This is a genomic window from Nitrosospira sp. TNL300 (genome assembly GCF_055385915.1).
The window spans coordinates 3,185,842-3,210,046 of sequence record NZ_AP041005.1 but is presented as its reverse complement, the minus strand read 5'-3'; the positions used below and the strand labels follow the sequence as shown (position 1 = coordinate 3,210,046).

General features: G+C 55.6%; 26 protein-coding genes and 1 tRNA gene. 21 read left to right on the top strand and 6 right to left on the bottom strand.

Annotated elements, in window-relative coordinates; genetic code table 11:
• Positions 1-336: 336 nt before the first annotated feature.
• The 8 genes from ACZ5BW_RS14775 (at position 337) to ACZ5BW_RS14740 (ending at position 8,891) form a co-directional block, all read left to right on the top strand.
• Complete coding sequence (locus ACZ5BW_RS14775) at positions 337-1,167, top strand: methane monooxygenase/ammonia monooxygenase subunit C (RefSeq protein ID WP_464540292.1); 831 nt, start codon at positions 337-339, stop codon at positions 1,165-1,167.
• A gap of 299 nt (positions 1,168-1,466) precedes the next feature.
• Entirely contained in the window at positions 1,467-2,291 is an 825-nt protein-coding gene (locus tag ACZ5BW_RS14770) for a methane monooxygenase/ammonia monooxygenase subunit A (RefSeq protein ID WP_464540290.1), read from the top strand.
• On the top strand, positions 2,291-3,541 hold the full coding sequence (locus tag ACZ5BW_RS14765; RefSeq protein ID WP_464540288.1) for a methane monooxygenase/ammonia monooxygenase subunit B: 1,251 nt from the start codon (positions 2,291-2,293) through the stop codon (positions 3,539-3,541). Before ACZ5BW_RS14770 ends, ACZ5BW_RS14765 begins: the two co-directional genes overlap by 1 nt.
• A 184-nt stretch (positions 3,542-3,725) precedes the next feature.
• Positions 3,726-4,316, top strand: a complete 591-nt coding sequence (locus tag ACZ5BW_RS14760; RefSeq protein WP_464543704.1) for a hypothetical protein — start codon at positions 3,726-3,728, stop codon at positions 4,314-4,316.
• 163 nt (positions 4,317-4,479) lie between these two features.
• Positions 4,480-5,070: a hypothetical protein gene (locus ACZ5BW_RS14755; RefSeq protein ID WP_464540286.1), complete on the top strand. Its 591-nt coding sequence runs from the start codon at positions 4,480-4,482 to the stop codon at positions 5,068-5,070.
• 397 nt (positions 5,071-5,467) lie between these two features.
• Positions 5,468-5,914: a copper resistance CopC family protein gene (locus ACZ5BW_RS14750; protein ID WP_464540284.1), complete on the top strand. Its 447-nt coding sequence runs from the start codon at positions 5,468-5,470 to the stop codon at positions 5,912-5,914.
• Positions 5,911-8,019, top strand: coding sequence for a CopD family protein (locus ACZ5BW_RS14745; protein WP_464540282.1), 2,109 nt, complete (start codon positions 5,911-5,913; stop codon positions 8,017-8,019). The genes ACZ5BW_RS14750 and ACZ5BW_RS14745 overlap by 4 nt, the downstream gene beginning before the upstream one ends.
• Positions 8,020-8,339: 320 nt before the next feature.
• Positions 8,340-8,891 (top strand): hypothetical protein, encoded by a 552-nt coding sequence (locus ACZ5BW_RS14740; RefSeq protein ID WP_464541266.1) that lies wholly within the window; start codon positions 8,340-8,342, stop codon positions 8,889-8,891.
• Positions 8,892-9,049: 158 nt separating this feature from the next.
• On the opposite strand, the gene ACZ5BW_RS14735 is transcribed toward ACZ5BW_RS14740, so the two are convergent.
• From ACZ5BW_RS14735 to ACZ5BW_RS14725, 3 genes are all read right to left on the bottom strand, one after another.
• Positions 9,050-10,384 carry an MFS transporter gene (locus ACZ5BW_RS14735; protein ID WP_464541264.1) on the bottom strand — a complete coding sequence of 445 codons (1,335 nt, stop codon included), beginning with the start codon at positions 10,382-10,384 and terminating at the stop codon, positions 9,050-9,052.
• Positions 10,385-10,555: 171 nt separating this feature from the next.
• Complete coding sequence (locus tag ACZ5BW_RS14730) at positions 10,556-10,834, bottom strand: hypothetical protein (RefSeq protein WP_074974988.1); 279 nt, start codon at positions 10,832-10,834, stop codon at positions 10,556-10,558.
• Positions 10,835-11,118: 284 nt separating this feature from the next.
• Positions 11,119-11,194 (bottom strand) — tRNA-Thr (locus ACZ5BW_RS14725).
• Positions 11,195-11,556: 362 nt separating this feature from the next.
• Between ACZ5BW_RS14725 and aroQ the strand changes: the two genes are divergently transcribed.
• The 13 genes from aroQ (at position 11,557) to ACZ5BW_RS14660 (ending at position 21,600) form a co-directional block, all read left to right on the top strand.
• On the top strand, positions 11,557-12,027 hold the full coding sequence (gene aroQ, locus ACZ5BW_RS14720; protein ID WP_464541262.1) for a type II 3-dehydroquinate dehydratase: 471 nt from the start codon (positions 11,557-11,559) through the stop codon (positions 12,025-12,027).
• A 211-nt stretch (positions 12,028-12,238) separates the two neighbouring features.
• A complete protein-coding gene (gene accB, locus ACZ5BW_RS14715) occupies positions 12,239-12,715 on the top strand; it encodes an acetyl-CoA carboxylase biotin carboxyl carrier protein (RefSeq protein ID WP_464541260.1) in 477 nt (158 codons plus the stop codon).
• Between the two features lie 98 nt (positions 12,716-12,813).
• On the top strand, positions 12,814-14,172 hold the full coding sequence (accC, locus tag ACZ5BW_RS14710) for an acetyl-CoA carboxylase biotin carboxylase subunit (protein WP_464541258.1): 1,359 nt from the start codon (positions 12,814-12,816) through the stop codon (positions 14,170-14,172).
• A gap of 131 nt (positions 14,173-14,303) precedes the next feature.
• Positions 14,304-15,218: a 50S ribosomal protein L11 methyltransferase gene (gene prmA / locus ACZ5BW_RS14705; protein WP_464543730.1), complete on the top strand. Its 915-nt coding sequence runs from the start codon at positions 14,304-14,306 to the stop codon at positions 15,216-15,218.
• 27 nt (positions 15,219-15,245) lie between these two features.
• The gene (locus tag ACZ5BW_RS14700) at positions 15,246-16,130 is read left to right on the top strand and encodes a DUF3426 domain-containing protein (protein WP_464541256.1); all 885 of its coding nucleotides are present in this window, start codon (positions 15,246-15,248) and stop codon (positions 16,128-16,130) included.
• 106 nt (positions 16,131-16,236) lie between these two features.
• Positions 16,237-17,049, top strand: coding sequence for an ABC transporter ATP-binding protein (locus tag ACZ5BW_RS14695; RefSeq protein WP_464541254.1), 813 nt, complete (start codon positions 16,237-16,239; stop codon positions 17,047-17,049).
• A complete protein-coding gene (gene mlaE, locus ACZ5BW_RS14690; protein WP_464541252.1) occupies positions 17,042-17,839 on the top strand; it encodes a lipid asymmetry maintenance ABC transporter permease subunit MlaE in 798 nt (265 codons plus the stop codon). Before ACZ5BW_RS14695 ends, mlaE begins: the two co-directional genes overlap by 8 nt.
• Positions 17,839-18,324 carry an outer membrane lipid asymmetry maintenance protein MlaD gene (gene mlaD, locus ACZ5BW_RS14685; protein ID WP_113067797.1) on the top strand — a complete coding sequence of 162 codons (486 nt, stop codon included), beginning with the start codon at positions 17,839-17,841 and terminating at the stop codon, positions 18,322-18,324. The genes mlaE and mlaD overlap by 1 nt, the downstream gene beginning before the upstream one ends.
• Before the next feature lie 154 nt (positions 18,325-18,478).
• Positions 18,479-19,135 (top strand): MlaC/ttg2D family ABC transporter substrate-binding protein, encoded by a 657-nt coding sequence (locus ACZ5BW_RS14680; RefSeq protein ID WP_464541249.1) that lies wholly within the window; start codon positions 18,479-18,481, stop codon positions 19,133-19,135.
• Between the two features lie 3 nt (positions 19,136-19,138).
• Positions 19,139-19,432 (top strand): STAS domain-containing protein, encoded by a 294-nt coding sequence (locus ACZ5BW_RS14675; RefSeq protein WP_464541247.1) that lies wholly within the window; start codon positions 19,139-19,141, stop codon positions 19,430-19,432.
• A gap of 122 nt (positions 19,433-19,554) precedes the next feature.
• Positions 19,555-20,484: an ABC transporter ATP-binding protein gene (locus tag ACZ5BW_RS14670; protein WP_464541245.1), complete on the top strand. Its 930-nt coding sequence runs from the start codon at positions 19,555-19,557 to the stop codon at positions 20,482-20,484.
• Positions 20,481-21,236, top strand: coding sequence for an ABC transporter permease (locus ACZ5BW_RS14665; RefSeq protein WP_464541243.1), 756 nt, complete (start codon positions 20,481-20,483; stop codon positions 21,234-21,236). The genes ACZ5BW_RS14670 and ACZ5BW_RS14665 overlap by 4 nt, the downstream gene beginning before the upstream one ends.
• A gap of 112 nt (positions 21,237-21,348) precedes the next feature.
• Positions 21,349-21,600, top strand: a complete 252-nt coding sequence (locus ACZ5BW_RS14660; protein ID WP_464543729.1) for a BolA family protein — start codon at positions 21,349-21,351, stop codon at positions 21,598-21,600.
• Between the two features lie 51 nt (positions 21,601-21,651).
• Here the strand turns inward: ACZ5BW_RS14660 and rpoH are convergent, their stop codons facing one another.
• The 3 genes from rpoH to ftsE all read right to left on the bottom strand — a co-directional run bounded on the left by rpoH (position 21,652) and on the right by ftsE (position 24,168).
• A complete protein-coding gene (gene rpoH / locus ACZ5BW_RS14655; protein ID WP_464541241.1) occupies positions 21,652-22,497 on the bottom strand; it encodes an RNA polymerase sigma factor RpoH in 846 nt (281 codons plus the stop codon).
• Positions 22,498-22,609: 112 nt separating this feature from the next.
• Positions 22,610-23,518 carry a permease-like cell division protein FtsX gene (gene ftsX, locus ACZ5BW_RS14650; RefSeq protein WP_464541239.1) on the bottom strand — a complete coding sequence of 303 codons (909 nt, stop codon included), beginning with the start codon at positions 23,516-23,518 and terminating at the stop codon, positions 22,610-22,612.
• Entirely contained in the window at positions 23,515-24,168 is a 654-nt protein-coding gene (gene ftsE, locus ACZ5BW_RS14645; RefSeq protein ID WP_464541237.1) for a cell division ATP-binding protein FtsE, read from the bottom strand. The genes ftsX and ftsE overlap by 4 nt, the downstream gene beginning before the upstream one ends.
• Positions 24,169-24,205: the final 37 nt, after the last annotated feature.

The following is a 24,205-nucleotide window of genomic DNA, read 5'->3' as shown; positions in this document are numbered from 1 at the left end:
AACTGCTTGACTTAAGTGCGGGACGGGGAGTAGTCTTTACGGGCTTATGGGTATGTAAAGTACTGGTAGTGGCAATATAGGTGGTACCAGGGAGGGATTTGGGGTATGGTCTGGTTGCCGCTATTTAGCGCTACCGGTATTGGGAAGTAAGCGACAGTTTGTTGTTTGTTCTTGCAAGCCATTTTTTGGGTAGTGGAAGCGGCAGCAAGCGGATATCGGAAGTTGGAAGTATCAGGCAGCATGAAGGGCAAGCGCTTCTGCCGGGGTTGGAGAGGGAGGAAGCGGCTGCTGGAAGCAAGGCAGTACTTGATTAACAAGATAGCAGGAGGAAGCAAAATGGCAACAACGATGGGAACGTCGAGCCAGGCCAAGACGAGTGGCCGGGACTACGACATGTCGCTGTGGTATGACTCGAAGTGGTACAAGTTTGGTCTGATCACGATGCTGGCGGTAGCGATATTCTGGATCTGGTACCAGCGCACGTTTGCCTACTCGCACGGGATGGACTCGATGGAACCCGAGTTCGAGAAAGTGTGGATGGGCTTGTGGCGTGTGCACATGATCGTGATGCCGCTGTTTGCGCTCATCACCTGGGGGTGGATCTGGAAGACGCGCGACACCAAGGAGCAGTTGGACAATCTTGATCCGAAGCTTGAAGTCAAGCGCTACTTCTACTGGATGATGTGGCTGGGCGTATACCTGTTTGGCGTGTACTGGGGCGGCAGCTTCTTTACCGAACAGGACGCCTCCTGGCACCAGGTCATCATCCGTGACACGAGCTTCACGCCAAGTCACGTAGTAGTGTTCTACGGCTCCTTCCCGATGTACATCGTCTGCGGGATAGCGAGCTACCTGTATGCGATGACACGCCTGCCGCTGTATTCGCGCGGCACCTCGTTCCCGCTGGTCATGGCCATTGCAGGGCCGCTCATGATCCTGCCGAACGTAGGGTTGAACGAATGGGGCCACGCCTTCTGGTTCATGGAAGAACTCTTCAGCGCACCGCTGCACTGGGGCTTCGTGATACTGGGCTGGTCGGGATTGTTTGCAGGCGGGATTGCGGCCCAGATCATCACCCGCTACTCCAACCTGACGGACGTCGTCTGGAACGGCCAGAGCAAAGTCATCCTCAACAACCGCATCGTACCGTACGACAAGAAGTTTTAGGATTGACTCGCTGCCATACGCAGTGAGATACGCAGTGAGCAGCACCTGGCCGCATCGCTCCCGCACGGAAGAGCGATGCGGCCAGCGGTAACACAACCAGGCAAGCTCAAGCAATGCGAGGCGGCGGCACCTGGAGCAAAAGGGGAAAGGAGCCGCTGAACCTGGGAGCAGCAAGGAAGCAGCAAGGGATTCATGCAGGATTTATCCAGTCATGTAGACCCTTGCTGAATCACGAGGTTCCCTGGAACTCGCAGCAACAATTGACAGTTTTAGTCGCGTAACATTTGAGGGAGGGTGCGATGAGCAGAACAGATGAAATACTGAAGGCGGCGAAGATGCCGCCTGAAGCGGTAAAGATGTCCAGGATGATAGACGTGATTTACTTCCCGATTCTATGCATTCTTCTGGTTGGAACCTACCACATGCACTTCATGCTGCTGGCGGGTGACTGGGACTTCTGGCTTGACTGGAAGGACCGGCAATGGTGGCCGGTGGTAACCCCGATCGTAGGGATCACCTACTGCGCTGCCATCATGTACTACCTGTGGGTGAACTACCGCCTGCCGTTCGGGGCCACCCTGTGCGTGGTGTGCCTGCTGACGGGCGAATGGCTGACCCGCTTCTGGGGCTTCTACTGGTGGTCGCACTACCCCATGAACTTTGTATTCCCCTCCACCATGATTCCTGGCGCGCTGGTGATGGACACCGTCATGCTCCTGACGCGCAACTGGATGATCACGGCTCTGGTTGGCGGTGGCGCCTACGGCCTGTTGTTCTACCCTGGCAACTGGACCATCTTCGGCCCGACCCACCTGCCGCTGGTGGCAGAAGGCGTGCTGCTCTCGGTAGCCGACTACACGGGCTTTCTGTATGTCCGTACCGGCACCCCTGAGTACGTGCGCCTGATCGAACAAGGGTCGCTCAGGACCTTTGGCGGTCACACCACGGTTATTGCCTCCTTCTTCTCCGCGTTCGTCTCCATGCTCATGTTCACCGTCTGGTGGTACTTTGGCAAGGTCTACTGCACCGCCTTCTACTATGTCAAGGGTGCGCGCGGCCGTGTCAGCATGCAGAACGACGTGACGGCATTTGGCGAAGAAGGCTTTGCCGAGGGGATCAAATAATGAACGCAAAGAACCTGTTCAAGAAGAGCATTGCAGGATTCTGCAGTATTGCCGCCCTGGGACTGGCGCTGACGCTTGACATCCAGCCGGCGGCAGCGCATGGAGAGCGTTCGCAGGAACCGTTCCTGCGCATGCGCACCATCCAGTGGTATGACATGAAATGGGGCCCCGAGACCACCAAGGTCAACGACATCGCCACCATGACCGGCAAATTCCACCTGGCCGAAGACTGGCCGCGCGCGGTGGGCAAGCCTGGTCGCGCCTTCTTCAACGTAGGCAGCCCCAGCCCCGTGTTCGTGCGCCTGTCCACCAAGCTCAATGGCGAGCCCACCTACATCTCCGGACCGATGGAGATCGGGCGCGACTACGCCTTTGAAGTCAGGCTCAAGGCCCGCATTCCCGGACGCCACCACATGCACGCCATGGTCAACATCAAGGACGCAGGCCCGATTGCAGGTCCTGCCGCCTGGATGAACATCTCTGGCAGCTGGGACGACTTCACCAACCCGGTGAAGCTCTTGACGGGCGAGACCATCGACACCGAGACCTTCAACTTCAGCAACGGCATCTTCTGGCACATCCTGTGGTTGTCCCTTGGCGTCTTCTGGATCGGCTACTACGTAGCGCGGCCCATGTTCCTGCCAAGGAGCCGGGTGCTGCTGGCCTATGGAGACGAGCTCCTGCTCGACCCCATGGACAGGAAGGTAGCGTGGGTGGTGCTGATCCTCACCTTTGGCATTGTCTGGGGCGGCTATCGCTACACCGAGAACAAGCACCCCTACACGGTGCCGATCCAGGCGGGCGAATCGAAGGTCGAACCGCTGCCGGTGAAACCCAACCCGATCGCAATCAAGGTCACGCACGCCAACTACGACGTGCCGGGACGCGCCTTGCGGGTGACGATGAGTGTGACCAACAGCGGCGACAAGGCCTATCGCATCGGGGAATTCACCACTGCGGGCGTGCGCTTCATCAACAAGGTGGGCTTGAAGCACCTGGACCGCGGCTATCCGAAGGAACTGGTGGCCACCGGCCTGTCGTTTGACAGCGATACGCCGATCCAGCCTGGCGAGACGCGCGAAGTCAAGATGGAAGCGAAAGACGCGCTGTGGGAAGTGCAACGGCTGATGGCGCTCCTGGGTGACCCGGAAAGCCGCTTTGGCGGACTTCTCATGACCTGGAGCGATGACGGCGATCGCAACATCAACAGCATCGCAGGTGCGGTCATCCCGGTCTTCACCAAGCTCTAAGGTCAAACCCCGGGGTCAGCCCCTATAGGGTCAAACCCTGGAATCAACCTTAAGCAGCCTGGCTCCTGCCCTGATCAGGGTGGGAGCCGGGGAAAAAGACTGGAACATGGCAACACGCAAACACCGGTCCGCCACCGTTACAGACGGCAAGGTGGATCGGTGTTTTTTTAACGAATCTAGAGAAATGCAAGCGAAAGGCACTTCGAGCAGACAAGGCAGCCGGGCAGGTGCCCTGGCGCTGCTGCTGATTACCACCCTCTACAGCGGGTTTGTCAGCGCGCACGGCAGGGAAACGCTGGAAGAAGACAGCTGCGTGCGCCGCATCGGCGAGAACATGGTGCATTTGAGCGCCTACCAGCCGCAATTTGAACCCACTGCACAATACTGCACCGAGATTCCCAAGGGAGGCGATACCTTCCTCGTGATAGACCTGGTCGACCCTGCCATGCGCGACATGCCCATTGGCATGAAAGTGGTGCGTGGCACGAGTGAAGAGGACGAAACGGTCGCGCAACTGAGTCCTGCCCACCATCCGGATGGCGTCATCCAAGGGCAGACCAGCCTCGATCAGGGACTCTACACCGTATTCATCACCGCAGAGGGCGTGCCGCCCCTGCGCTACCAGTATCCCCTGCGGGTACAGATGATCAACTATGCCGAAATATTCCGCGCCGCAGTAGGCCCCCTGATCGGCCTGCTGCTGCTTGCCGTGCTGGGATACAAGCTCATGAAATCCCCGCGCGTGCAACGCTGGCGCTCCTCGCGCAACCCGTGATGCAGGAAAGATCACCGGATAGAAAGATCACCGGATAACCGGCTCCTGCCGCAGCCGGGGAGACACTGGGCCCACCTGGCAAAACAGCGGCGGATAAACGCAACCGCGATCCTTCAGGATCATTGATTCACTGGCCCATCATACTTATAGAGGCGAATTGATAATGTTCTCATCCTCACTCAAACCTGCCTTGGTCGGACTGGTATTTGCCCTGTCCCTGCCCTTCTCCTCCCAGGTGGCGGCGCACGGCGGCCTGTCGCTTGCCGATGACATATGCAAGCTCACCATCGGCCCCTTCACCATGCACTTTACCGGCTACCAGCCGGATGCCACGCAGGAAAAGGAATTCTGCGAAGACATTCCTAATACCGGCCGCACCGTAGTCGCCCTGGACTACATTGAAGAAGCGCTGCGTCCCCTGCCCACCGAAGTGCGCATCATCCGCGACACCGGCTCAGGCGGACAGCCGGCCCCCGACGAACAGCAGAAGCTCGATGAAATCACCATCCTGCACATACCGCCCAAGGTCTATCCCAATGGCTCCATCAATTTTGAATACAACTTCACCCAGCCTGGCAAGTTCGTGGGGCTCGTGACCGTCACCGACAAGGAACCGATGGTCTCGCGCTTTCCCTTCTCCGTGGGTGAACCCAGAGGCATGTCGCCCTACCTCATCATAGTCATTGTGGCAGTGATCATAGGGGCGGCTGTCTTCTTCTTGCGCGGGCGTAAATCAGCCGGTGCGAGCGCCTAGGAGAGAAAAAAGAGAAGCAAGCGCTCACTGTCGTTCTCTGGGCAGGCCCGGCGCAACAAACAGATGACTGCGGGACTGCCGATGCAGCGCTGCACCGTGCAACGATACGAGGTGCTACCCCTTCGGCACATGCTCCGGTCGCAGCGCCTGCTTTCCGGTCACGCGCCGACTCTGCTCTGAACCATGCGCGCGGAGAAGAGTCCAAGGTTCAATAAGGCAAAAAGGGAAATGGGCAGGAAGGCAGGAACAGAAAAGACAGTAATAAAGCCGGGTGCAGACAATGAAACCGGGCGTGGATCAAACAGGAACAACCGGGGACAAATAAAAAAGACAAGGATCACAGTGGCTGCCCGAAGCCGATCTTCGGGTGCAGAGCCCATATATAAGAGGAGCAAAAATGCAACCATCGATGATATCTGCTGACAGGAGAACAAGGAGAGCAAGAACAGGAAATCGGCTTCACCTGCTGGCACCCAGTCTTTTGTCGTTCCTGCTGCTCGCGGCGGGGCTGCATAGCACACCGGTGCTCGCACACGCCATGCTGGTCAAGTCAGAACCTGCGCGCCGCGCGCAACTGACACAGGTCCCCGCCCAGGTACGGCTGTTCTTCAACGAAGAAGTCGAAAAGGACTATGCAGCGCTTTCCGTGCTCGACTCCTCCAAGGCGCCTGTCACCGAAACCAAGCCGCACGTCGATGCCGGCGACCCCAAAGCCATCGTTCTGCCCCTGCCGGAGTTGAATCCGGGCAAGTACACGGTCAAGTTCCGGGTGCTGTCGGTGGACGGACATGTGGTTGACTCGTCCTACGACTTCACGATAAAGAACAAAGCTGCCGCGAAATGATCGAGGTCATCGCGACGCTCCTGCGCTGGTCGCAGCTTGCGTCCAACATGATCCTGGTAGGCGGCTGCGTGTTTCTGGCCATTGCCGGCTCCGTCCACTCGCCCTGGGTCATGCGGGTGGAGCGCGCGCTGCCGTGGCTCGCCCTCATCCTGCTCGCCGGCCTGCTTGGCATCCTGGCGACCACCACGGCACAAGCCACCGGGATTGACGAGAACGCCTGGCATCCGGCCGCCTGGCTCTCCCTCATGGAAAATACGCGCATGGGGCATATCTGGCTCGCACGCGCCGCCTGCGCTCTCGTCGTCTTTGCCATTGCCCTCTACATCCGCTTCTCCCCGCCTGCGCGCTGGCAATACATCCTGTGCGCAAGCATGGCGGCCCTGACCTTAGGGGTCGGCTCGCTTGCCAGCCACGCCGCAGCCGAAGACCTCTCGGTCGTCTCGCTTCTGCCCTACGCCCTGCACATCATCCTGGGCAGCGTCTGGTTTGGCGCCTTGCCGGCTTTCCTCGTGGTCTGCTTTGCCTGCAAGCCCGAGAGCGAACTGAAACAGGCCTCCACCAGAAATACCGGCATACAGCCTGGCCTGCAGACGCAGGCGCTCCAGCGCATCCACGCCGTATTCCAGTCGCGCGAGGAAGCCTTCCGGCAGGATGCCCAGGCCCTGCGGCGCTTCTCCACCCTGGCGCTGCCCGTCATGCTGGCGGTGATTGCAACCGGCATCCTCATCACCTACCGCATGGTCGATGCCAACTACAGCGGACTGGTTGCCACCCAATACGGCTGGCTGCTCAATGGCAAGATCGCCCTGCTGGTGGTGGTGCTCATCATCGCCTCGCGCGCGCGCTCGAGCTGGCTGCCGCTGTTCTACAAGGACGCAGGAACAAAAGGAGCAGATAACGGCGGACGAAAGCTCAGGAAATGGGTGAGCTTCGAATTCGTGCTGGCCTTAGGGATAGTGCTGCTTGCCACCATCGTTGCCAACACGGTTCCTGCCAAGCACGCCCTGATCCAGGACTGGCCCTATTCCTTCCGTTTCTCCCTTGCCGCCACCTGGGGGGAGCCTGCCATCATGCTGCGCGTCTACAGCGGCATCGCCCTGCTCGCTCTGGCCGCGGCCGCAGTCTTCTTTGGGCGCAGGAAGCACTGGGACAAAAAGCTGCGCTTCGGGTTGCCCGTCCTCCTGGCACTCGCAGGTTTAGGCGTAGGCCTGCCGCCTTTGACGGTGGATGCCTATCCCGAGACCTACCGCAAGACCCCGGTGCCATTTGACACCATCTCCATTTCCAATGGCGCCGTCCATTTTGCCGAGAACTGTGTAGCCTGTCACGGGCTGCAAGGCAAGGGCGATGGCGTGATGGCCAAGAGCTTTGCCAAGCCGCCGGTGGACCTTCTGACCGAACCGCACACGGCCCGCCATACCGCAGGCGACTTCTTCCACTGGCTCTCCTTCGGCATCCCCGATACCGGCATGCCTTCCTTTGGCGACAAGCTCGATGAGGAAGACCGCTGGGACGTTGTGAACTTCCTGCACGCCATGTCGCGCGGCTACCAGGCGCGCCTGATGAGTCCCACTGTCAAGCCCGAGCAGCCGCAGCCCAACATGGGTCCGCCCAATTTCTCGTATATGGCGCAGGATGGCTCAAGCGGCACCCTGAAGGACTTCCGCAACCAGAAGAACGTACTGCTGGTATTATTCTCCTGGCCGCAATCGCGCGAGCGCCTGGCACAATTGGAAGCGCTCCATGCAGAACTGCAGGCCGGCAACACGGTGCTTCTGGCGGTGCCCGAGCATGATTTGAGCACAACCGCTCTTGGCCAGCTCAAAGCGAGCGTTCACTTCCCCGTCGTGACCGAAGGGGCGGAGGAGATCGTGCGCAGCTATGCCCTGTTCCGGCGCACGCTCTCCCATCCGGACCTCCTGGGTGCTGGCACGGTGCCTGACCACATGGAGTTCCTGGTGGACCGCTTCGGCTTTCTGCGCGCGCGCTGGATACCCGAATTCGATGGCGCGGGCTGGTCCAGCCCCGACATGCTGATGCAGCAGGTGGCGCAACTCAACCGCGAAGGGGAAATCCTCCCGCCGCCGGGCGAGCATGTGCATTAGCGACCAGCGGTAAAGAACGGATGTCTGCCTTGAAAGCGTTCGTCCTTTTTACAGGGCGATCCCCGGTGCCACTCCCCTTCGACAGGCATGTGCTGTGCCCTTCAGGCAGGCTCAGGGCGCGCAGATAAGAAAGGTGGAGTGACTGAGGCGGAGCACCGGGCGAATACAGCCGGAAAGCGGGAACACGCCGCGGGAATTCCAGAAAACCTTGGAGAAGAGAAGCAAGAGCAATCCAAGTAAGAGAAGCAAACGGCAATACGGTTCCCGCGATGGGGCACGCATTACAATTCTTCAATTCGTACCTACAAGGAGTAGAGCAAATGATTAAATCGATGGTCATGGTCTTGACGAGTGCTGTTCTGGCCGTGTCATTGCCCGCCTCGGCGCACACCGACGAATATTTCGACACCCATGCCGCGCCTCACGGCGGGCAGGTGCGTATGGCGGGACCCTATCATCTGGAGCTTGTAACAAAAGATAAAGAATTGACGGTTTATGTAACAGATCATGCAGATGTTCAGATCAAGACAGAAGGGGGCGTGGGCAAGGCAGCATTTCAGGTCGGTAAAGCCAAGCCGAAAACTTCCATAAAGCTCGAACCGGCAGGAAATAACATGATGAAAGGAACGGGAGATTTTGTCCTGACCCCGGATACGGTAGTCGTCGTATTTGTCAAATTGCCGGAACAAGAGGCACAGTCCGCCCGGTTCACTCCGTTGAAGGCTGCGGCAAAGGATTCGCAGAAAAAGGGCGATAAAAAATCAGAAGAGGGTCATGGCGACCACGCTGACCACGGAAATCATGGCGGCCACAGCGGGCACGGCCAAAGCGGGAACCAAGGCGGCGACCATAATCACCACATGCATCATTGATTATCACCGCGAGGTCAACAAGGATGGAACGGCGGGTATCTGCGTTTATAAAGAATAAGCGCAGATAAACGAGCAGCAACGGCGCCAGACTCAAAAAGGAGATAACAGACAGCTGAAACGGGAGGGTTGGCGATGTGGGGCCTTGCGGTCGATTGCTATCAGCGATTCCCGATATCGCTCACCACCGGAGTAATGGTGTTCAGTGCGGCCCGCCGTCCCCGTTGTATATCGATGCTCATCAATATCCCCAAGCCTATAATAAAATAACTGCCCGTAATCAACATGGCCAGCCGATGATCACCGCCGGAAATCCAGCTCACGATCCCATACGTGATCGGACCGAGTATCGAGGACAGATTGACTGCAAGTCCCCACAGTCCGAAAAATTCGGCGCGTCTCGCATCCGGACTGAAATAACCTATCAGTGCGCGCCCTGCTGATTGTGACGCTCCAAGGCAGAGGCCGGCGACATTGGCAGCGAGCCAGAACATGGGGCGTGTCGCAGCCATCCATGCCAGCAACACCATTACAATCCAGCCTCCGAGAGTCAGCGCGATGGTGGGAATATGGCCGATTCTGTCCTGGATATTGCCGAAGGCGAACGCACCGATTGATGCCGTAACGTTGACAACCAGAACCAGAAACATGGTATCGCCGGTATCAAAGCCCATTACCTGTTGCGCATATATGGCGGCTAAAGTAATTACGGTCTGAATGCCCGCCTGGTAAAACACGATACATGCGAGAAAGCGTAGGAGGTCGCGAAAATCGCGCACACGATGGAACGTGACGAGCAAGCGGGCAAATGCTTCGCGCACGACATTACGTTCCACCGGATGTGATTGCGGCAGCGCACGTTCCTTAAGAAAGAGAAAGGTCGGTATGCTCGAAATCGCGAAAAGTCCGGCGGTTATAAGCATTGTGCCCGGAACGAATTGCTCTGCAGGGCTGCCCTGGTTTTGTGCCCAGGTCACATAAGCCAACGACAATCCTAGGCTGATCAGCCCGCCAACATAGCCGAAACTCCAGCCCCACCCGGAAACCTTTCCCAATGCGTCGCCGTGTGCGAGTTCCGGCAGAAAAGCTGAAATCAAATTCGCGCCGCTGCTGAAGAAAAAGTTACTTAGCACGATCAATACCACGGCCAGCATCAGATCACCCGGACCGACAAAGTAAAGCAATGCGGTAAAAAGCACGCAACCGATTGTGCTCACCAGCAGCAAAGGCTTTTTCATCGCATACGCATCAGCATAAGCGCCTATCACCGGAGCAGTCACCATAATAAGCGCATAAGACACCGACAACGCTGCTGTCCAGGCAAATGTCCCCCAAGCTTCATTATTCGCCACCACCGCCACAAAATAGGCGTTAAAAATGGCGGTAATCACAACGGTGGTGTAGCCTGAATTCGCGAAGTCGAACATTGCCCATGACCAGACTTCACGCCGGCTTACCCCAGGAGCGAGGTAGCGCGGCTTATCTTGTACCTGCATGAGATCCGGTATGGTCTGATACGCTTGTTGGCCTGATTCGCTCTCGTCCAGCGCCCATAATTACCTGGGATAGGTGTGCTTATATGATACCCGAGTATCCTGGAAATACTCAGCCATAGCAAGTTCAGCACCCGCTATTCATGTTAAGTAAGCGCTTACTTATAAAAAACGTCAATGCTTTGACTGTCCTACCCCACCGCAGACGTTTACCAGGACGCCTATCAGATTCAGCATGCCTTCCATCAACACATTCAGGTGCTCCTCGGTACACTCAAATGAGCGTAGCAAGGTTAACGTGTCTATTACTGCAATCTCTCCGTGTTTCACCTGATGGTGAGCAAGATTTAATGCAAGCAGGCGCGCGCACTCCGCCAGTTCCTCTTTGGTCGCCTTCTTGATCAGTATATTCGCGAGATCGTACGCTTGATCGTAAGTTATCAGGTTATTCATCTTCAGTTGTCTATTATTGGTTTATCAAGCAAAGTCCCCTGGTCAGAGCCTGCCTCCCAGTAACAGGAGCAGGTCCCGGTACAACTCTTCCCTCCTGGCTGATACAGTTTAATTCCTCTCACCAGCAAGAGTTTCCAGTTCTCCATGGTAATCGCATCGCAGCATTTTACTATTGGACCTTGGTACGCCTATCGACACAGAGTGCTGAAATGGCAGCAAGAGGAAGCAAAAGAAGCACTACCCCGACCGCGAAGCGGGCATTGATTCACTGTCAAATGAAATATTGGTGCTGTTGAGAGGAGTCGAACCTCCGACCTACTGATTACGAATCAGTTGCTCTACCAACTGAGCTACAACAGCCTGAGAAGGGATCAGAATAAACCATGTCAATTATAGTCTTTTGGAAAACGGCGGGCAAACGTTCCCCATTCGGGAGCATCGTTCGCAGGTGAAAGAAGTAAAAGGAAAGCAGAGAAGTCGCTGTGCCAGTGCAATAGATGCGAACTCATCCAACCAAACCCCGCCATAAATCTCTCAACCCTCCATTCCAGCCCCCACAAAACCTGCGACTAATCCCAAATGTGACACCCTTTTTTCTCCAGAAAGGGCTCATCCGAGCGCTTGAATTCCCTGTTGAAATAAAAAAACGTAAATTCCAACATATTCGCCGAATGACCGAGAATCACTAGACAATTTCCCGTGATTGGGTCAAACTTGCCGCCATGAAAAATGGCTTAACCCCCTATAAAAATATTCTGGTCATCCATGGGCCGAATCTGAATTTCCTGGGAATTAGGGAACCTTCGATTTACGGGACTGTCACATTAGAAGAAATTAACGGAAATTTAGCGAAGTTAGCCGAAAAAGAGGGCGTTAGTCTTAATTACTTTCAAAGTAACGCTGAGGGAGAGCTGATAGACCGAATCCAGCAGGCGAGCGCTGAAAAAATAGACTTCATTATCATCAATCCTGCCGCTTATACGCATACCAGTATTGCCTTGCGTGACGCACTCGCTGCTACCCGGATACCTTTCATTGAAATTCACCTTTCCAATATTTTTGCTCGCGAATCTTTCCGTCAGAAATCTTTTTTTTCCGATATGGCGGTGGGTGTCATAAGCGGCCTGGGAGCAAAGGGATACGAACTCGCCTTCAATTATGTGCTGACCGCAACTGATGAGCGTCAAGGATAGCAATGAAGTGATCGGGTATCGTTGAGGAGCTGAGAATTCCTTTTGATAGGCCAATGCAGTTTTGGCTCATCTCACCCTTAGCGTGTTTTGAAACGGGGGTATTTCCAAAAACAGAGACACGAAGTCTGCGCCTTAGCGCGATGAGCAGATGGTTAGAAGTTTTGGTTTTGACAGAATATAACGCAAAAGGAACCCGATCGGGAGACCCTATATGGACCTGAGAAAGCTTAAAAAACTGATTGACCTGGTGGAGGAATCCGGCATTGCCGAGTTGGAAATCACGGAAGGCGAAGAAAAGGTCCGTATCAGCAGATCCACGCCTTCGATGCAGATATCCGCTCCCCCAGCCGTAACATATCCGCCACAACCCGCCGCACCGGCCGCACCCGCCGCTATAGCCTCTCCACCCGCCACTGTTACGCCGGCGACGGCTGCCGCCGAGATATTGCCTCAAGGCCACATGGTCAAATCGCCCATGGTGGGCACGTTCTACCGCAGTTCCGCGCCGGGCAGCAATGTCTTTGTAGAGGTAGGTCAGACAGTCAAGGAAGGCGACACGCTCTGCATCATCGAGGCAATGAAATTGCTCAATGAGATCGAGTCCGACAAGAGCGGCGTCATCAAGGCGGTACTGGTGGAGAATGGTCAACCGGTCGAGTACGGCGAACCGCTATTCGTGATTGAATGATTCGGCGTTTTGCGCGTTGCACGCTCTCCTGCGGGAAGCCTGCATCAATAGAAGAGGAGAAATCACCTCCATCATGAAACGAGATACGAGCGGCAGACATGTTTGAAAAAATACTGATAGCAAACCGCGGCGAGATTGCCCTGCGGATACAACGTGCATGCCGTGAGATGGGTATCAAGACAGTAGCGGTGCACTCCCAGGCCGACGCCGAGGCAAAATATGTAAAACTCGCTGATGAGTCAGTGTGTATCGGACCTGCTCCTTCGACACAGAGCTATCTGAATATCCCCGCCATCATCAGCGCCGCCGAGGTCACCGACGCGGAAGCCATTCATCCGGGTTACGGGTTTTTATCGGAAAATGCGGATTTTGCCGAACGTGTAGAAAAAAGCGGCTTCGTCTTTATCGGCCCCCGGCCCGAGACGATTCGGCTGATGGGCGACAAGGTCAGCGCCAAGAACGCCATGAAAAAGGCCGGCGTGCCTTGTGTCCCGGGCTCGGAAGGCGGTCTCCCCGAATCCGTGGACGAAATCAAGGCCATAGCTCGCGCCATCGGCTACCCTATCATTCTCAAGGCCGCGGCAGGTGGAGGCGGTCGTGGTATGCGCGTGGTGCACACTGAAGCAGCGTTATCGAACGCGGTTATCATTACGCGCAACGAAGCTCAGGCCGCATTCGGCAACCCGACGGTCTATGCGGAAAAATATCTGGAGAACCCGCGCCACATCGAATTTCAGGTGCTGGCTGATGAACATCGCAACGTCATCTATCTGGGGGAACGGGATTGCTCCATGCAGCGCCGCCATCAGAAAATTATCGAGGAAGCGCCGGCCCTGGGCATTCCCCCGAGATTGCGCGACAGAATGGGAACCCGCTGCGTCGACGCATGCAAGCGCATCGGCTATCGGGGCGTGGGAACCTTCGAGTTTCTGTTCGAAAAAAACGAGTTCTATTTCATTGAAATGAATACACGCCTGCAGGTCGAGCATACCATTACCGAGGCCATCACCGGAATCGATCTGGTGCAAGCGCAGATTCGCGTGGCAGCCGGCGAAAAGCTCACTCTGCGGCAGCGCGACATCGTGTTGAAGGGTCATGCCATCGAATGCCGTATCGCTGCCGAAGACCCGTACAAGCTCACCCCATCGGCAGGGCGTATCACCCAGTACCATGCTCCCGGAGGCCCTGGCATTCGTGTGGATTCCCATATATATCATAACTATTTCGTGCCGCCCTATTACGATTCCATGATAGGCAAAATAATCGCTTATGGAGACAATCGCGACCAGGCGATAGCACGCATGCGTATCGCACTGTCGGAAATGGTGATCGAGGGCATCAAAACCAACACGCCGCTCCATCTTGACCTGTTGTCCGATGCCGCATTCCTGAATGGCGGCACGAGCATCCATTATCTCGAGCAAAAGCTCGCCAATCACAATAGTAATTCCGGATGAGGTTCCATCGCTTCGCTACTGAACTCTCGTAACGGACGGGGAGTTTTTGAGGTAAGAGCCTCTCTGGAAACGGGCTCTTGGAACGTTCTGTCCACCTGCTTACGCAGCCAAATGCAAGGTACGTACCATCCATGCCCTGGATTTCGGTCATCATAAAAACGGACAGCATGCATGTCGAAGCGTTAAGCGATGCGATGCTGGAGTTGGGCGCGCTATCAACCGACATCCATGATTCCGCAGCCGGGACCGAGCATGAGCAACCCCTGTTTGGCGAACCAGGGGAGCCCCTCGCAGGCATCTGGCTTGCACCGGAACTTACCGCGCTATTCAAGGGGGATACCGATACTTCCGCCGTAATGCGCGCTGCGGCAGAAGCGGCTGGCCTGCCTGCCCCTCCGAGCTACCGTATCGAATATGTGGAAGAGCAGGATTGGGTACGGGTAACCCAGTCGCAGTTCAATCCGATCCGCATTTCCTCGCGCCTATGGGTGGTGCCAAGCTGGCATGAAATACCCGATCCGACTGCCATCAACCTGATCCTCGATCCCGGGCTTGCCTTTGGAACGGGAACACATCCTTCTACGCAGCTATGCCTTGAATGGCTTGACGAAAATCTCGGCGGAGGGGAAGATGTTCTCGATTACGGTTGCGGTTCAGGCATATTGGCGATTGCGGCCCTCAAGATGGGCGCCCGCCATGTAGTCGGAATCGACATAGATCCACAGGCGGTGGAGGCAAGCCGCCAGAACGCAAGGCTTAACCAGTGCGCAGAAACCGAAATAGCGTTTCATACGCAGATGACGGGGCAGGCGGGCGCAGAACATGGGGGCTGGGCGGACGTGGTTGTCGCCAATATCCTCGCCAATCCGCTGATCATGCTGGCTCCCATATTGACGCATGCTGTCCGGCCGGGGGGAAGCATTGCGCTATCCGGTATACTCGCGGAACAGGCGGAAGAGGTAATGCGGGCTTATCGGCAATCGCATGATATGCATATTGCACGAAATCGCGAGGGATGGGTCTTGCTGGCAGGCACGAGAAAATGAACAGATTAAACAGAAACCAGAACCGATATGGCACTTGTAACTCGATGTCCTGACTGCTTCACAGTCTTTCGCGTCACACCCCTGCATTTGCAGGCGCACGGGGGCGAAGTGCGCTGCGGACAGTGCAACCGCATATTTGATGGTTTCGCTGCCCTGCTGACCGTGGAGGAGTCGGAAACCATAAAACCGGTGAAGACCGGGGAAGCGGCGAAAGCGTCGGAAAGTGCTCCACGGCTTTCCCCTGATATAGCGATGTCTCACGCGGAAGCGCTACAGGACGGGGGCGTCCAGGAGCCCATGAGGCTGGAACCACACATCTCTGAACCGATTCCATCAGCACAAAATCCACCGGAACCGCATACATCAGAGCCGACCGATGCAGCACCTGTCAAGCCAGAGGCAGCAGAGGCTCGCACTCCTGAAACGCCTGCAAGGGAAAAACCTGACTCCAAGGCGGCGAAAATAGCAGACAGAGTACGGGAGAGGCAGGCTGCGAGAGAAAAAATTTCGCAAACGGGTGACGCGATGTACGCCGGACTGGAAGACGACATGCTGGATAATTATTTGCCAGGGCACTACGCTTCCAGGAGAAAGCAACTGCCCGAGATCACGGCCGCCTGGGGCGTTGCCAATCTTTTTATGCTCATCGTGCTCGTGGCACAGGTTATCTATGCATTTCGCAGCGACCTGGCGGTTCACATGCCGGGCGCCAGGCCCTTTCTCGAGCAATATTGCAGAGTTTTGCAATGTACTGTTTCTTTGCCGCCATCTACCGGTTGGGAAAATACAGCATCATCCGGGATGACCACGAGCCCGTCCATTGATCTTGCTGCCCCTGCTGACAAGCGGTCATCTGTTTCCGATCATTATCGCCGCGTCCACCCACTTTCCCCGACAGGGCGAGTTGCCTGACTGCGCCAATTCCTCACTACCTGTCTCAGGCTTCCTGGCCGCCTCTGGCTACCCGATTTGGGGTAAAATCGATATCCCGCTAAATTAGGTATTCCTCTTCCGGAAGATGGTGTCTGAAAGCCTGATCGAAATCGAAGGCCTGAATTTCTCTTATGGACAGCGTCCGATTCTCAAGGGAATCGACATGACGATGGAACGAGGGAAAGTCATCGCCATCATGGGTGGCAGCGGCAGCGGGAAAACAACCTTGCTGCGACTCATCGGAGGCGCCCTGCGTCCGACTTCCGGCTATGTGAAAGTTGCAGGCGAGGTAGTGCATAAACTGAAGCGGGATGAGCTTTTTCGCATGCGTCGAAAAATGAGCATGCTATTTCAGTTCGGCGCATTGTTTACCGATCTCTCGGTATTCGACAACGTGGCTTTCCAGATGCGGGAACATACGGATCTGCCGGAGTCCATGATACGGGATCTTGTGTTAATGAAACTCCAGGCGGTGGGTTTGCGTGGCGCGCACGAGTTGATGCCTACCCAGCTCTCCGGCGGCATGGCGCGCCGCGTCGCTCTGGCCCGCTCGATTGCGCTTGATCCCCTGCTTATCATGTACGACGAGCCTTTCACCGGACTCGATCCCATTTCACTCACAGTGATCGGAAACCTGATACGACGCCTGACCGATGCCTTGGGCATGACCTCCATCGTCGTAACTCACGACGTGCAGGAATCCTTGAAAATTGTCGATTACGTTTATTTCATCGCGGACGGAGTGATTGCGGCCCACGGTACGCCGGACGAGGTGCGCCGATCGGTTGCGCCGTTTGTGCATCAGTTCGTTCATGGAGAAGAAGACGGTCCCGTCTCGTTTCACTATCCCGCCAGGCCCTATGCACAGGATCTGCAACTGGAGGGCAGTTTTGCCTAGACGTATCGTAGCTGGTATCCAGAGCGTAGGTCATCGCGTCATAGACAATATCTGGCGCCTGGGCTACGCCAGCCGTTTCTTCCTGCTGACCTTGATCAAGTCCGGCACCAGCTTGCGCCGCTTCACCCTGGTGATACGGGAGCTTTATTTTACCGGGGTACAGTCGCTCATCATCATCCTCGTGTCGGGACTTTTTGTCGGCATGGTGCTCGGCTTGCAAGGCTTCGAAACCTTGCAGCGGTATGGAGCAGAATCTGCGGTAGGCACCATGGTGGCCTTGTCCCTGTTACGCGAATTGGGGCCGGTGGTGTCGGCGCTGTTGTTCGCCAGCCGCGCAGGTTCGGCAATCACAGCGGAAATCGGCCTGATGAAAGCGACCGAGCAATTGGCGGCAATGGAAATGATGGCTGTAGATCCGATTGCGCGTGTAGTCGCACCCCGGTTCTGGGCCGGCGTGATTTCAATGCCGTTGCTGGCCGCGCTGTTTTCAGCCATAGGCGTTTATGGTGGTTATCTGGTGGCTGTCATACTTATCGGAGTGGATGAAGGTTCGTTCTGGTCGCAAATGCAAAGTGCCGTCGATTTCCACTACGACGTGGTCAACGGCATCATAAAAACCTGTGTTTTCGGCATCGCGGTGACGGCAATTGCCGTGTTTGAGGGATATGATGCGGCGCCAACGGCTGAAGGCGTATCCGGTGCGACAACCCGCACCGTGGTGACTTCTTCACTCGCAATTCTTGGACTCGATTTTATCTTGACCTCGTTCATGTTCAGGGGAATGGGCTGATGCAGCGCGCAACAATGGATTTGTGGGTAGGACTGTTCGTCATGGCAGGTATCGGCGCTCTGCTCGTGCTGGCGTTGAAAGTCGGCAACCTTGGCACTTATAGCGCGAATGACAGCTATCAGGTGACAGGCAACTTCGAAAACATCGGGGGGTTGAAAGTGCGGGCGCCGGTAAAGAGTGCCGGTGTCGTTGTCGGCCGGGTGACGGACATCCAGTTCAGCACAGAGACATATGACGCTCTGGTGATCATGAATATTGACAGCCGTTATAAATTTCCCAAGGATACTTTTGCCAGCATCCTTACTTCAGGTTTGATCGGGGAGCAGTATATCGGCCTGGCTGCCGGTGGTGATGAAGCGACGCTCAAGGATGGCGACACCATCATGAAAACCAATTCTGCCCTTGTTCTGGAAGAAATGATCGGGAAATTTTTGTTCAATAAAGCTTCAGAAGGAAGCAGCAGTGAAAATTCCGACAAGAACTAGAAAGGGCGGTAATGAGTCCAATGCCCACGGCAATGTCTGAGTTTTACGGATAAGGGCCTGCGGACAGGAAGCAGGAAGCAGTTGATGCGGGTGCCGGAAGCGTCAATCGCATAAGCATTTCGTGTGTTGAGCAGTCTATTCAAGTGAGGAAATCATGAAAAAATATCTTGGTATTTCAGGTCTGCTGGCAGCCTGGTTGGTTGCATTCCCTGCTGCCGCCGCAGAAGTCAGTCCTGATACGCTGGTGGATAACACCGCCCAGGAAGTATTGTCAATCGTTCGGCAGGATAAGGAGCTGCGCGCGGGCAATATGGCCAAGATTCTTGATCTGGTCGAAGCCAAGGTTCTGCCGCATTTCAACTTTACGCGTATGACCCGGCTGGCCATGGGCAAGAACTGGAATAAGGCAACACCCCAGCAGCAGGAGGAATTGGTGAAAGAGTTTCGCACCTTGCTAGTGAGGACTTACTCCAACGCCCTCAGTACCTACAGTGACTACAAGATCAAGGTTGAGCCGCTCAGGAGCAAGGCAGGGGACACGGATACCACTGTCAAGACGAAAGTCATGCAGGATAGCGGGCAACCCGTGGATATCGACTACAGCATGGAAAAAACAGGCGACGGGTGGAAAGTCTACGATGTGACCGTGGCTGGTGTAAGCCTGGTTACGAATTACCGCAGCACGTTCAACAGCCAGGTTCGAGAAGGCGGTGTGGAAAAATTACTGAAAACCCTCGGGGACAAGAATCGCGCGTTGGCCGCAAACGATAAAAAAGCGGCCGGTAATTTAAAGACCGTGGCCACACAGTAGCCGATGACGGCTGATGTGATCCGGCGTGAAGGCGGGGAACTGAGCGTAGAGGGATCGATTACGATCGACAACGTCGTTTCGGTGGTTGCGAGCGGCGTTGCTCTGTTTGACGGGGAAGATGTGATAATTGATCTCGGACGGGTTACCGAAGCCGATTCCGCTGCCGTCAGTTTATTGCTGGAATGGCAGCGCGAGGCCGCGCGTCACCGCCTCCAGATACGCTTTCTCAACATGCCGCAGAATCTGCGGAGCCTCATGCAACTGTACGGGGTATCCGAATTGATGAATGGTGCATAATTCGCAGAAATCAGACTGTCGCCCAGGAATCGCATAACGACAGTGTTCTCCGCTCACCCGCATCCCGGCTTCTGGCGGATACACTGCACTCCCGTTTTGGCTCCTTCCTATTTTATCTTCCCATGACACCCGCCATAGAAGTCGAGCAGATGCACAAACGTTATGGTGCACTGCAAGTTCTGGCGGGCATCGATCTCAAGATAGAGCCAGGTGAGTTTTTCGCCTTGCTGGGCCCCAACGGGGCGGGCAAGACTACGCTTATCAACATCATAGCAGGGCTTACCCGAGCAACCAGCGGCCGGGCGCGGGTGATGGGATACGACGTGGTCTCTCGTTACCGCGAAGCGCGACGCATGCTGGGCGTGGTTCCCCAGGAACTGGTTTTCGATCCGTTTTTTACTGTCCGTGAAACACTGGTCATTCAATCGGGATATTACGGCTTGAAGAACAATGGGGCGTGGATAGAGGAAATCATCCACCATCTCGACCTCGCGGATAAGGCCGATACCAACATGCGAGCGCTCTCAGGCGGCATGAAGCGGCGCGTACTGGTGGCCCAGGCATTGGTGCACAAGCCCCCGGTCATCGTGCTGGATGAGCCGACCGCGGGTGTGGATGTCGAGTTGCGCCAGGGACTCTGGCGCTTCATCAAGCAGTTGAATCGGGAAGGCCATACCATAGTATTGACCACCCATTATCTTGAGGAAGCGGAGGCGCTGTGCAGCCGCGTGGCAATGATGAAGCAAGGCAATGTCGTTGCCCTGGACAGCATCAGAAACCTGATCGGCAGCGTATCGGGATGTTCTGTACGGTTGCGGCTGTCGCCCGATACGTTGCCTCCGGCGCTACAGCCGCTAATGAGCAGCCGCGAAGAGGGTTGTTACATTCTGACCCTGGCAGAGTATTCCCAGCTCGAGCAGGTCATGGCCGCGTTGCGTAAAGCGGCACTGCATGTGCTCGAGATGCAGGTGTTGCAGCCTGATCTGGAAGAGGTATTCATACGGATCATGGGCACACACAAAATCAGGAAGCCCGAGACCCTGCCCGTATGACCGGATTTCTTACACTACTCTACAAGGAGTTGCTGCGATTCTGGAAAGTCGGATTCCAGACGGTATTCGCGCCCATGGTATCCACCCTGCTATATCTCCTGATTTTTTCGCATGTGCTGGAAGAGCATGTACAGGCGTACCCCGGCGTAGCGTATACCGTTTTTCTCGTGCCTGGCCTGGTGATGATGGCGATGCTGCAAAACGCTTTCGCCAACTCCTCATCGAGTCTGATCCAGTCCAAGATCACCGGTAATCTGGTCTTTATCCTGCTGTCGCCGCTTTCGTATCACGAAATATTTTTCGCCTACGTCACTGCGTCGGTCGTGCGGGGTCTGGCAGTGGGCCTGGGCGTCTACCTGGTTACCCTGACGTTCTTCGATGTGCCCCTGTCCTCGTTCCCCTGGGTGCTGATGTTTGCGTTGATGGGCAGCGCATTGCTGGGGGCTATCGGCGTCATTGCCGGTATCTGGGCAGAAAAATTTGATCAGCTCGCCGCGTTTCAGAATTTTGTCATTCTGCCGCTGACGTTTTTATCCGGCGTATTCTACACAATTCCCTCATTGCCGCCTTTCTGGCAAGGCTTGTCTCACCTGAATCCGTTTTTCTACATGATCGATGGTTTTCGCTACGGTTTTTTCCGCGCATCCGATATCTCACCCTATGTCAGTCTTGGCATTGTAGCCACGTGCTTTGTGGCGGTATCATGCCTGACGCTGCAAATGCTCAAAAGAGGCTACAAGATCAGGCACTGACTGCGGTTTTTTTAGTGGTGGAACGGGTATATGAACGGGATACCTCCGTTGCCGTTCTCGTTTTTTACGGCAATCTACCGGCCGGCAACGTTACATGAAAGGGAAACTACAGATGGTTACAGCGGACAGCATAAAAACTCATATCGAGACTTCCATGTCTTGTGAAGTGGTGCATGTGGAAGGAGACGACGGCTACCATTTCAGTGCCATCATCGTCAGCCCGGAATTCCGTGGAAAAAATATGGTGCAGCAGCACCAACTGGTTTACCGGGCACTCGGCGACAGAATGAAACAGGAGATTCACGCACTGTCCATGAAAACCATGACGCCGGAGCAGTGGGCGGAAAGCAACAACCAGAACTGAGTTCCCCTGAGGCGGCGCAATTTGGATTCGAGAACAGAGGCTCCTCAGGTATCAGGCGGCAGGAGCCATGGCCGTACGCAGCTTCTGCATGGCTTTGGCTTCGATCTGTCGAACGCGCTCTGCGGATACTCCCAACTCATCGGCGAGCTCATGCAGCGTCGCAGTGTCTTTTTCCCGCAGCCAGCGAGCCTCGATGATGTGACGGCTGCGTGCATCCAGGCTCCCGAGCGCCTGCTCCAATCCCTCGCCCCGCAGACGCATGGTTTGCTCGTTCTCCAGCACATGCGAGGGTTCGGAACCATCGGTCAGGTAAGCAATGGGGCTGAATGCTTCCTCACTGTCGTCTTCCGACAACGGTTCGAGTGAAATATCACGGCCGCTGAAGCGGGTTTCCATTTCTACCACTTCCTCGGGCTTCACATTCAGTTGTTTTGCAACCTCCGCAACTTCCTCCTGGCTCATGGTATCGAGAGCCTGTTTCATGCTGCGCAAATTGAAAAACAGCTTGCGCTGGGCCTTTGTCGTGGCAATTTTAACCAGCCGCCAGTTGCGCAGTATGAATTCGTGGATTTCAGCCTTGATCCAGTGTACTGCAAATGAAACCAGCCGGACGCCGCGCTCAGGATCGAAACGCTTGACGGCTTTCATCAATCCGATATTTCCTTCCTGTATCAGGTCAGCTTGAGGCAAGCCATAGCCTTTGTAACCCCGCGCGATGGCGACGACCAGGCGCAGGTGAGACAGCACGAGCTGGCGGGCAGCGTCTATGCTGCCTTCATCACGCAGCGATCGGGCCAGTTGCAGTTCCTCTTCCTGAGTAAGGATGCGAGACTGATTGACGGACTGAATGTAGCTTTCGAGGCTGCCTGTTGAAGGCACAGTTAAAGCGAAAGTCATTTATCCTCCTTGGTTTCTGTGAGCGTTAACTTTTTCCCGTTAACCGTTAAGAGCGTCAACATTCTTGAAAGTTCCTCCCACTACCCATTGTAAAATGCCTTAACCTCATGAATTATCGGGGTTCTATTTTCAGGAGATGACTAACGACAGATAACCAGGCGCCGAGCCAGCCAAGGCCAGCCGAAAACAGAAACATGACCAGGCTATCTCCCATGGAAAGATGATAAAGGCGGAAATCCGTTTCATACAATTGCATGAGATGCTTTACTGGCTCGTCAGTGAGGTGGATACCCAGAGAGATGATGAGCCATGCCACAATGCCGCCTACCAGTCCCTGTATTGTCCCGAAATATAAAAAAGGGCGACGGATAAAGCCGTTGGTTGCGCCAATCAGCTTTGCCACTTCTATTTCGTCCCGCATGGTCAGGATCTGGAGGCGTATGGTGTTGAATACCACAGCGATTACCAGAAGGCTGAGCAGCACGCTAAGCATCCAGGCCGCAAGCCGTCCCAGTTTGAGCAGCGCATCCAGACGCTGCGTCCAGGCAGAGTCCAGCTGCACATGTTCGACCTGGCGGAGTTCCGACAAGGCCCTGCTCAATGTTTTCAGTGTCTCTGCTGAGACGTCCCTGGCGGTAACAACGAACGCATCAGGCAGCGGGTTTCCTTCGAGGCCATCCATCACTCCGGCCAGTCCGGGGCTCTCCTTGAACTGCTCGAGGGCGCTGGCCTTGGGAATGAACCTGAAACTCGCCACGTGCGGATTTTCTTTCAGAAAAGATTCAATTTTGCCTACCTCACTCTGGGTCGCATTCAGTTTTAAAAAAAGACTCAACTGAGGACCGCTCGAAAACTGGCCGGAAAGTGTCTCGACATTCTCGAGAAACACATAAATTCCTGCTGGCAGACTGAAGGCAATACCGATCACTCCCAGGGTCAGCAGCGTGCTGAACGGGATCAAGGCCAGCCGCTTGAAGGCTAGCACCAGGGCCTGCCAGTGATACGAAAACCAGATGTTCATCCAGTCAACTCGCCGTGACTGAGAGTGAGAATACGTTGCGGGATGTCACCGAGCAGTTCAACATCGTGGGTGGATATAAGTACGGTAACGCCTACCTGATGAAAAGATTTGAAAATAGCCATGATATCCCTTGCATACTCCATATCCAGATTGCTCGTCGGCTCATCGGCGATGAGTATCGAAGGCCTGCTGACAATGGCGCGCGCGATGCACAGCCGCTGCTGCTCTCCACCCGAAAGCGTGATGGGACGCGCTTTCTCCTTACCCAGCAGTCCCACCTTATCGAGCGCGGCGCGCACCCGCCTGACAGCCGCTTTCGACTCGAAACCGCTGATCTGCAGGGGAAGCAGAACATTCTCAAAAACGCTGCGGTCGAACAGCAGCTTCTGATCCTGAAACACCAGTCCGAAGTTGCGGCGCAGGAAAGGAACAGCGGCGTCATTGAGTCTGCCGACATCCTGGCCATTGACGATAACGCTGCCGGTGGTGGAACGCTCGATCGCGGCAATGAGCCGCAGCAACGTTGTCTTCCCCGCTCCCGAATGGCCGTTGATCAAGGCCATCTCGCCTGTTTCTACTGTGAAACTGACATTCCGGAGTGCCTCGAAACCGTTGGGGTAGCGCTTGGAAACCTCACTGAAACTGATCATTTATTGATACGACGAGTTGGCCGAGTCAACTCCATCT

What these genes read in the sequence shown, in the direction of transcription:
- ACZ5BW_RS14695 (WP_464541254.1), top strand. Translation starts at nt 16,237, where the DNA reads ATGGTGTCTGAAAGCCTGATCGAAATCGAAGGCCTGAATTTCTCTTAT.
- accC (WP_464541258.1), top strand. Translation starts at nt 12,814, where the DNA reads ATGTTTGAAAAAATACTGATAGCAAACCGCGGCGAGATTGCCCTGCGG.
- mlaD (WP_113067797.1), top strand. Translation starts at nt 17,839, where the DNA reads ATGCAGCGCGCAACAATGGATTTGTGGGTAGGACTGTTCGTCATGGCA.
- ACZ5BW_RS14745 (WP_464540282.1), top strand. Translation starts at nt 5,911, where the DNA reads ATGATCGAGGTCATCGCGACGCTCCTGCGCTGGTCGCAGCTTGCGTCC.
- ACZ5BW_RS14760 (WP_464543704.1), top strand. Translation starts at nt 3,726, where the DNA reads ATGCAAGCGAAAGGCACTTCGAGCAGACAAGGCAGCCGGGCAGGTGCC.
- ACZ5BW_RS14750 (WP_464540284.1), top strand. Translation starts at nt 5,468, where the DNA reads ATGCAACCATCGATGATATCTGCTGACAGGAGAACAAGGAGAGCAAGA.
- ACZ5BW_RS14730 (WP_074974988.1), bottom strand. Translation starts at nt 10,834, where the DNA reads ATGAATAACCTGATAACTTACGATCAAGCGTACGATCTCGCGAATATA.
- ACZ5BW_RS14700 (WP_464541256.1), top strand. Translation starts at nt 15,246, where the DNA reads ATGGCACTTGTAACTCGATGTCCTGACTGCTTCACAGTCTTTCGCGTC.
- ACZ5BW_RS14770 (WP_464540290.1), top strand. Translation starts at nt 1,467, where the DNA reads ATGAGCAGAACAGATGAAATACTGAAGGCGGCGAAGATGCCGCCTGAA.
- ACZ5BW_RS14735 (WP_464541264.1), bottom strand. Translation starts at nt 10,384, where the DNA reads ATGCAGGTACAAGATAAGCCGCGCTACCTCGCTCCTGGGGTAAGCCGG.
- ACZ5BW_RS14765 (WP_464540288.1), top strand. Translation starts at nt 2,291, where the DNA reads ATGAACGCAAAGAACCTGTTCAAGAAGAGCATTGCAGGATTCTGCAGT.
- ACZ5BW_RS14665 (WP_464541243.1), top strand. Translation starts at nt 20,481, where the DNA reads ATGACCGGATTTCTTACACTACTCTACAAGGAGTTGCTGCGATTCTGG.
- aroQ (WP_464541262.1), top strand. Translation starts at nt 11,557, where the DNA reads ATGAAAAATGGCTTAACCCCCTATAAAAATATTCTGGTCATCCATGGG.
- ACZ5BW_RS14740 (WP_464541266.1), top strand. Translation starts at nt 8,340, where the DNA reads ATGATTAAATCGATGGTCATGGTCTTGACGAGTGCTGTTCTGGCCGTG.
- rpoH (WP_464541241.1), bottom strand. Translation starts at nt 22,497, where the DNA reads ATGACTTTCGCTTTAACTGTGCCTTCAACAGGCAGCCTCGAAAGCTAC.
- accB (WP_464541260.1), top strand. Translation starts at nt 12,239, where the DNA reads ATGGACCTGAGAAAGCTTAAAAAACTGATTGACCTGGTGGAGGAATCC.
- ACZ5BW_RS14660 (WP_464543729.1), top strand. Translation starts at nt 21,349, where the DNA reads ATGGTTACAGCGGACAGCATAAAAACTCATATCGAGACTTCCATGTCT.
- prmA (WP_464543730.1), top strand. Translation starts at nt 14,304, where the DNA reads ATGCCCTGGATTTCGGTCATCATAAAAACGGACAGCATGCATGTCGAA.
- ACZ5BW_RS14670 (WP_464541245.1), top strand. Translation starts at nt 19,555, where the DNA reads ATGACACCCGCCATAGAAGTCGAGCAGATGCACAAACGTTATGGTGCA.
- ftsE (WP_464541237.1), bottom strand. Translation starts at nt 24,168, where the DNA reads ATGATCAGTTTCAGTGAGGTTTCCAAGCGCTACCCCAACGGTTTCGAG.
- ftsX (WP_464541239.1), bottom strand. Translation starts at nt 23,518, where the DNA reads ATGAACATCTGGTTTTCGTATCACTGGCAGGCCCTGGTGCTAGCCTTC.
- ACZ5BW_RS14755 (WP_464540286.1), top strand. Translation starts at nt 4,480, where the DNA reads ATGTTCTCATCCTCACTCAAACCTGCCTTGGTCGGACTGGTATTTGCC.
- ACZ5BW_RS14775 (WP_464540292.1), top strand. Translation starts at nt 337, where the DNA reads ATGGCAACAACGATGGGAACGTCGAGCCAGGCCAAGACGAGTGGCCGG.
- ACZ5BW_RS14675 (WP_464541247.1), top strand. Translation starts at nt 19,139, where the DNA reads ATGACGGCTGATGTGATCCGGCGTGAAGGCGGGGAACTGAGCGTAGAG.
- ACZ5BW_RS14680 (WP_464541249.1), top strand. Translation starts at nt 18,479, where the DNA reads ATGAAAAAATATCTTGGTATTTCAGGTCTGCTGGCAGCCTGGTTGGTT.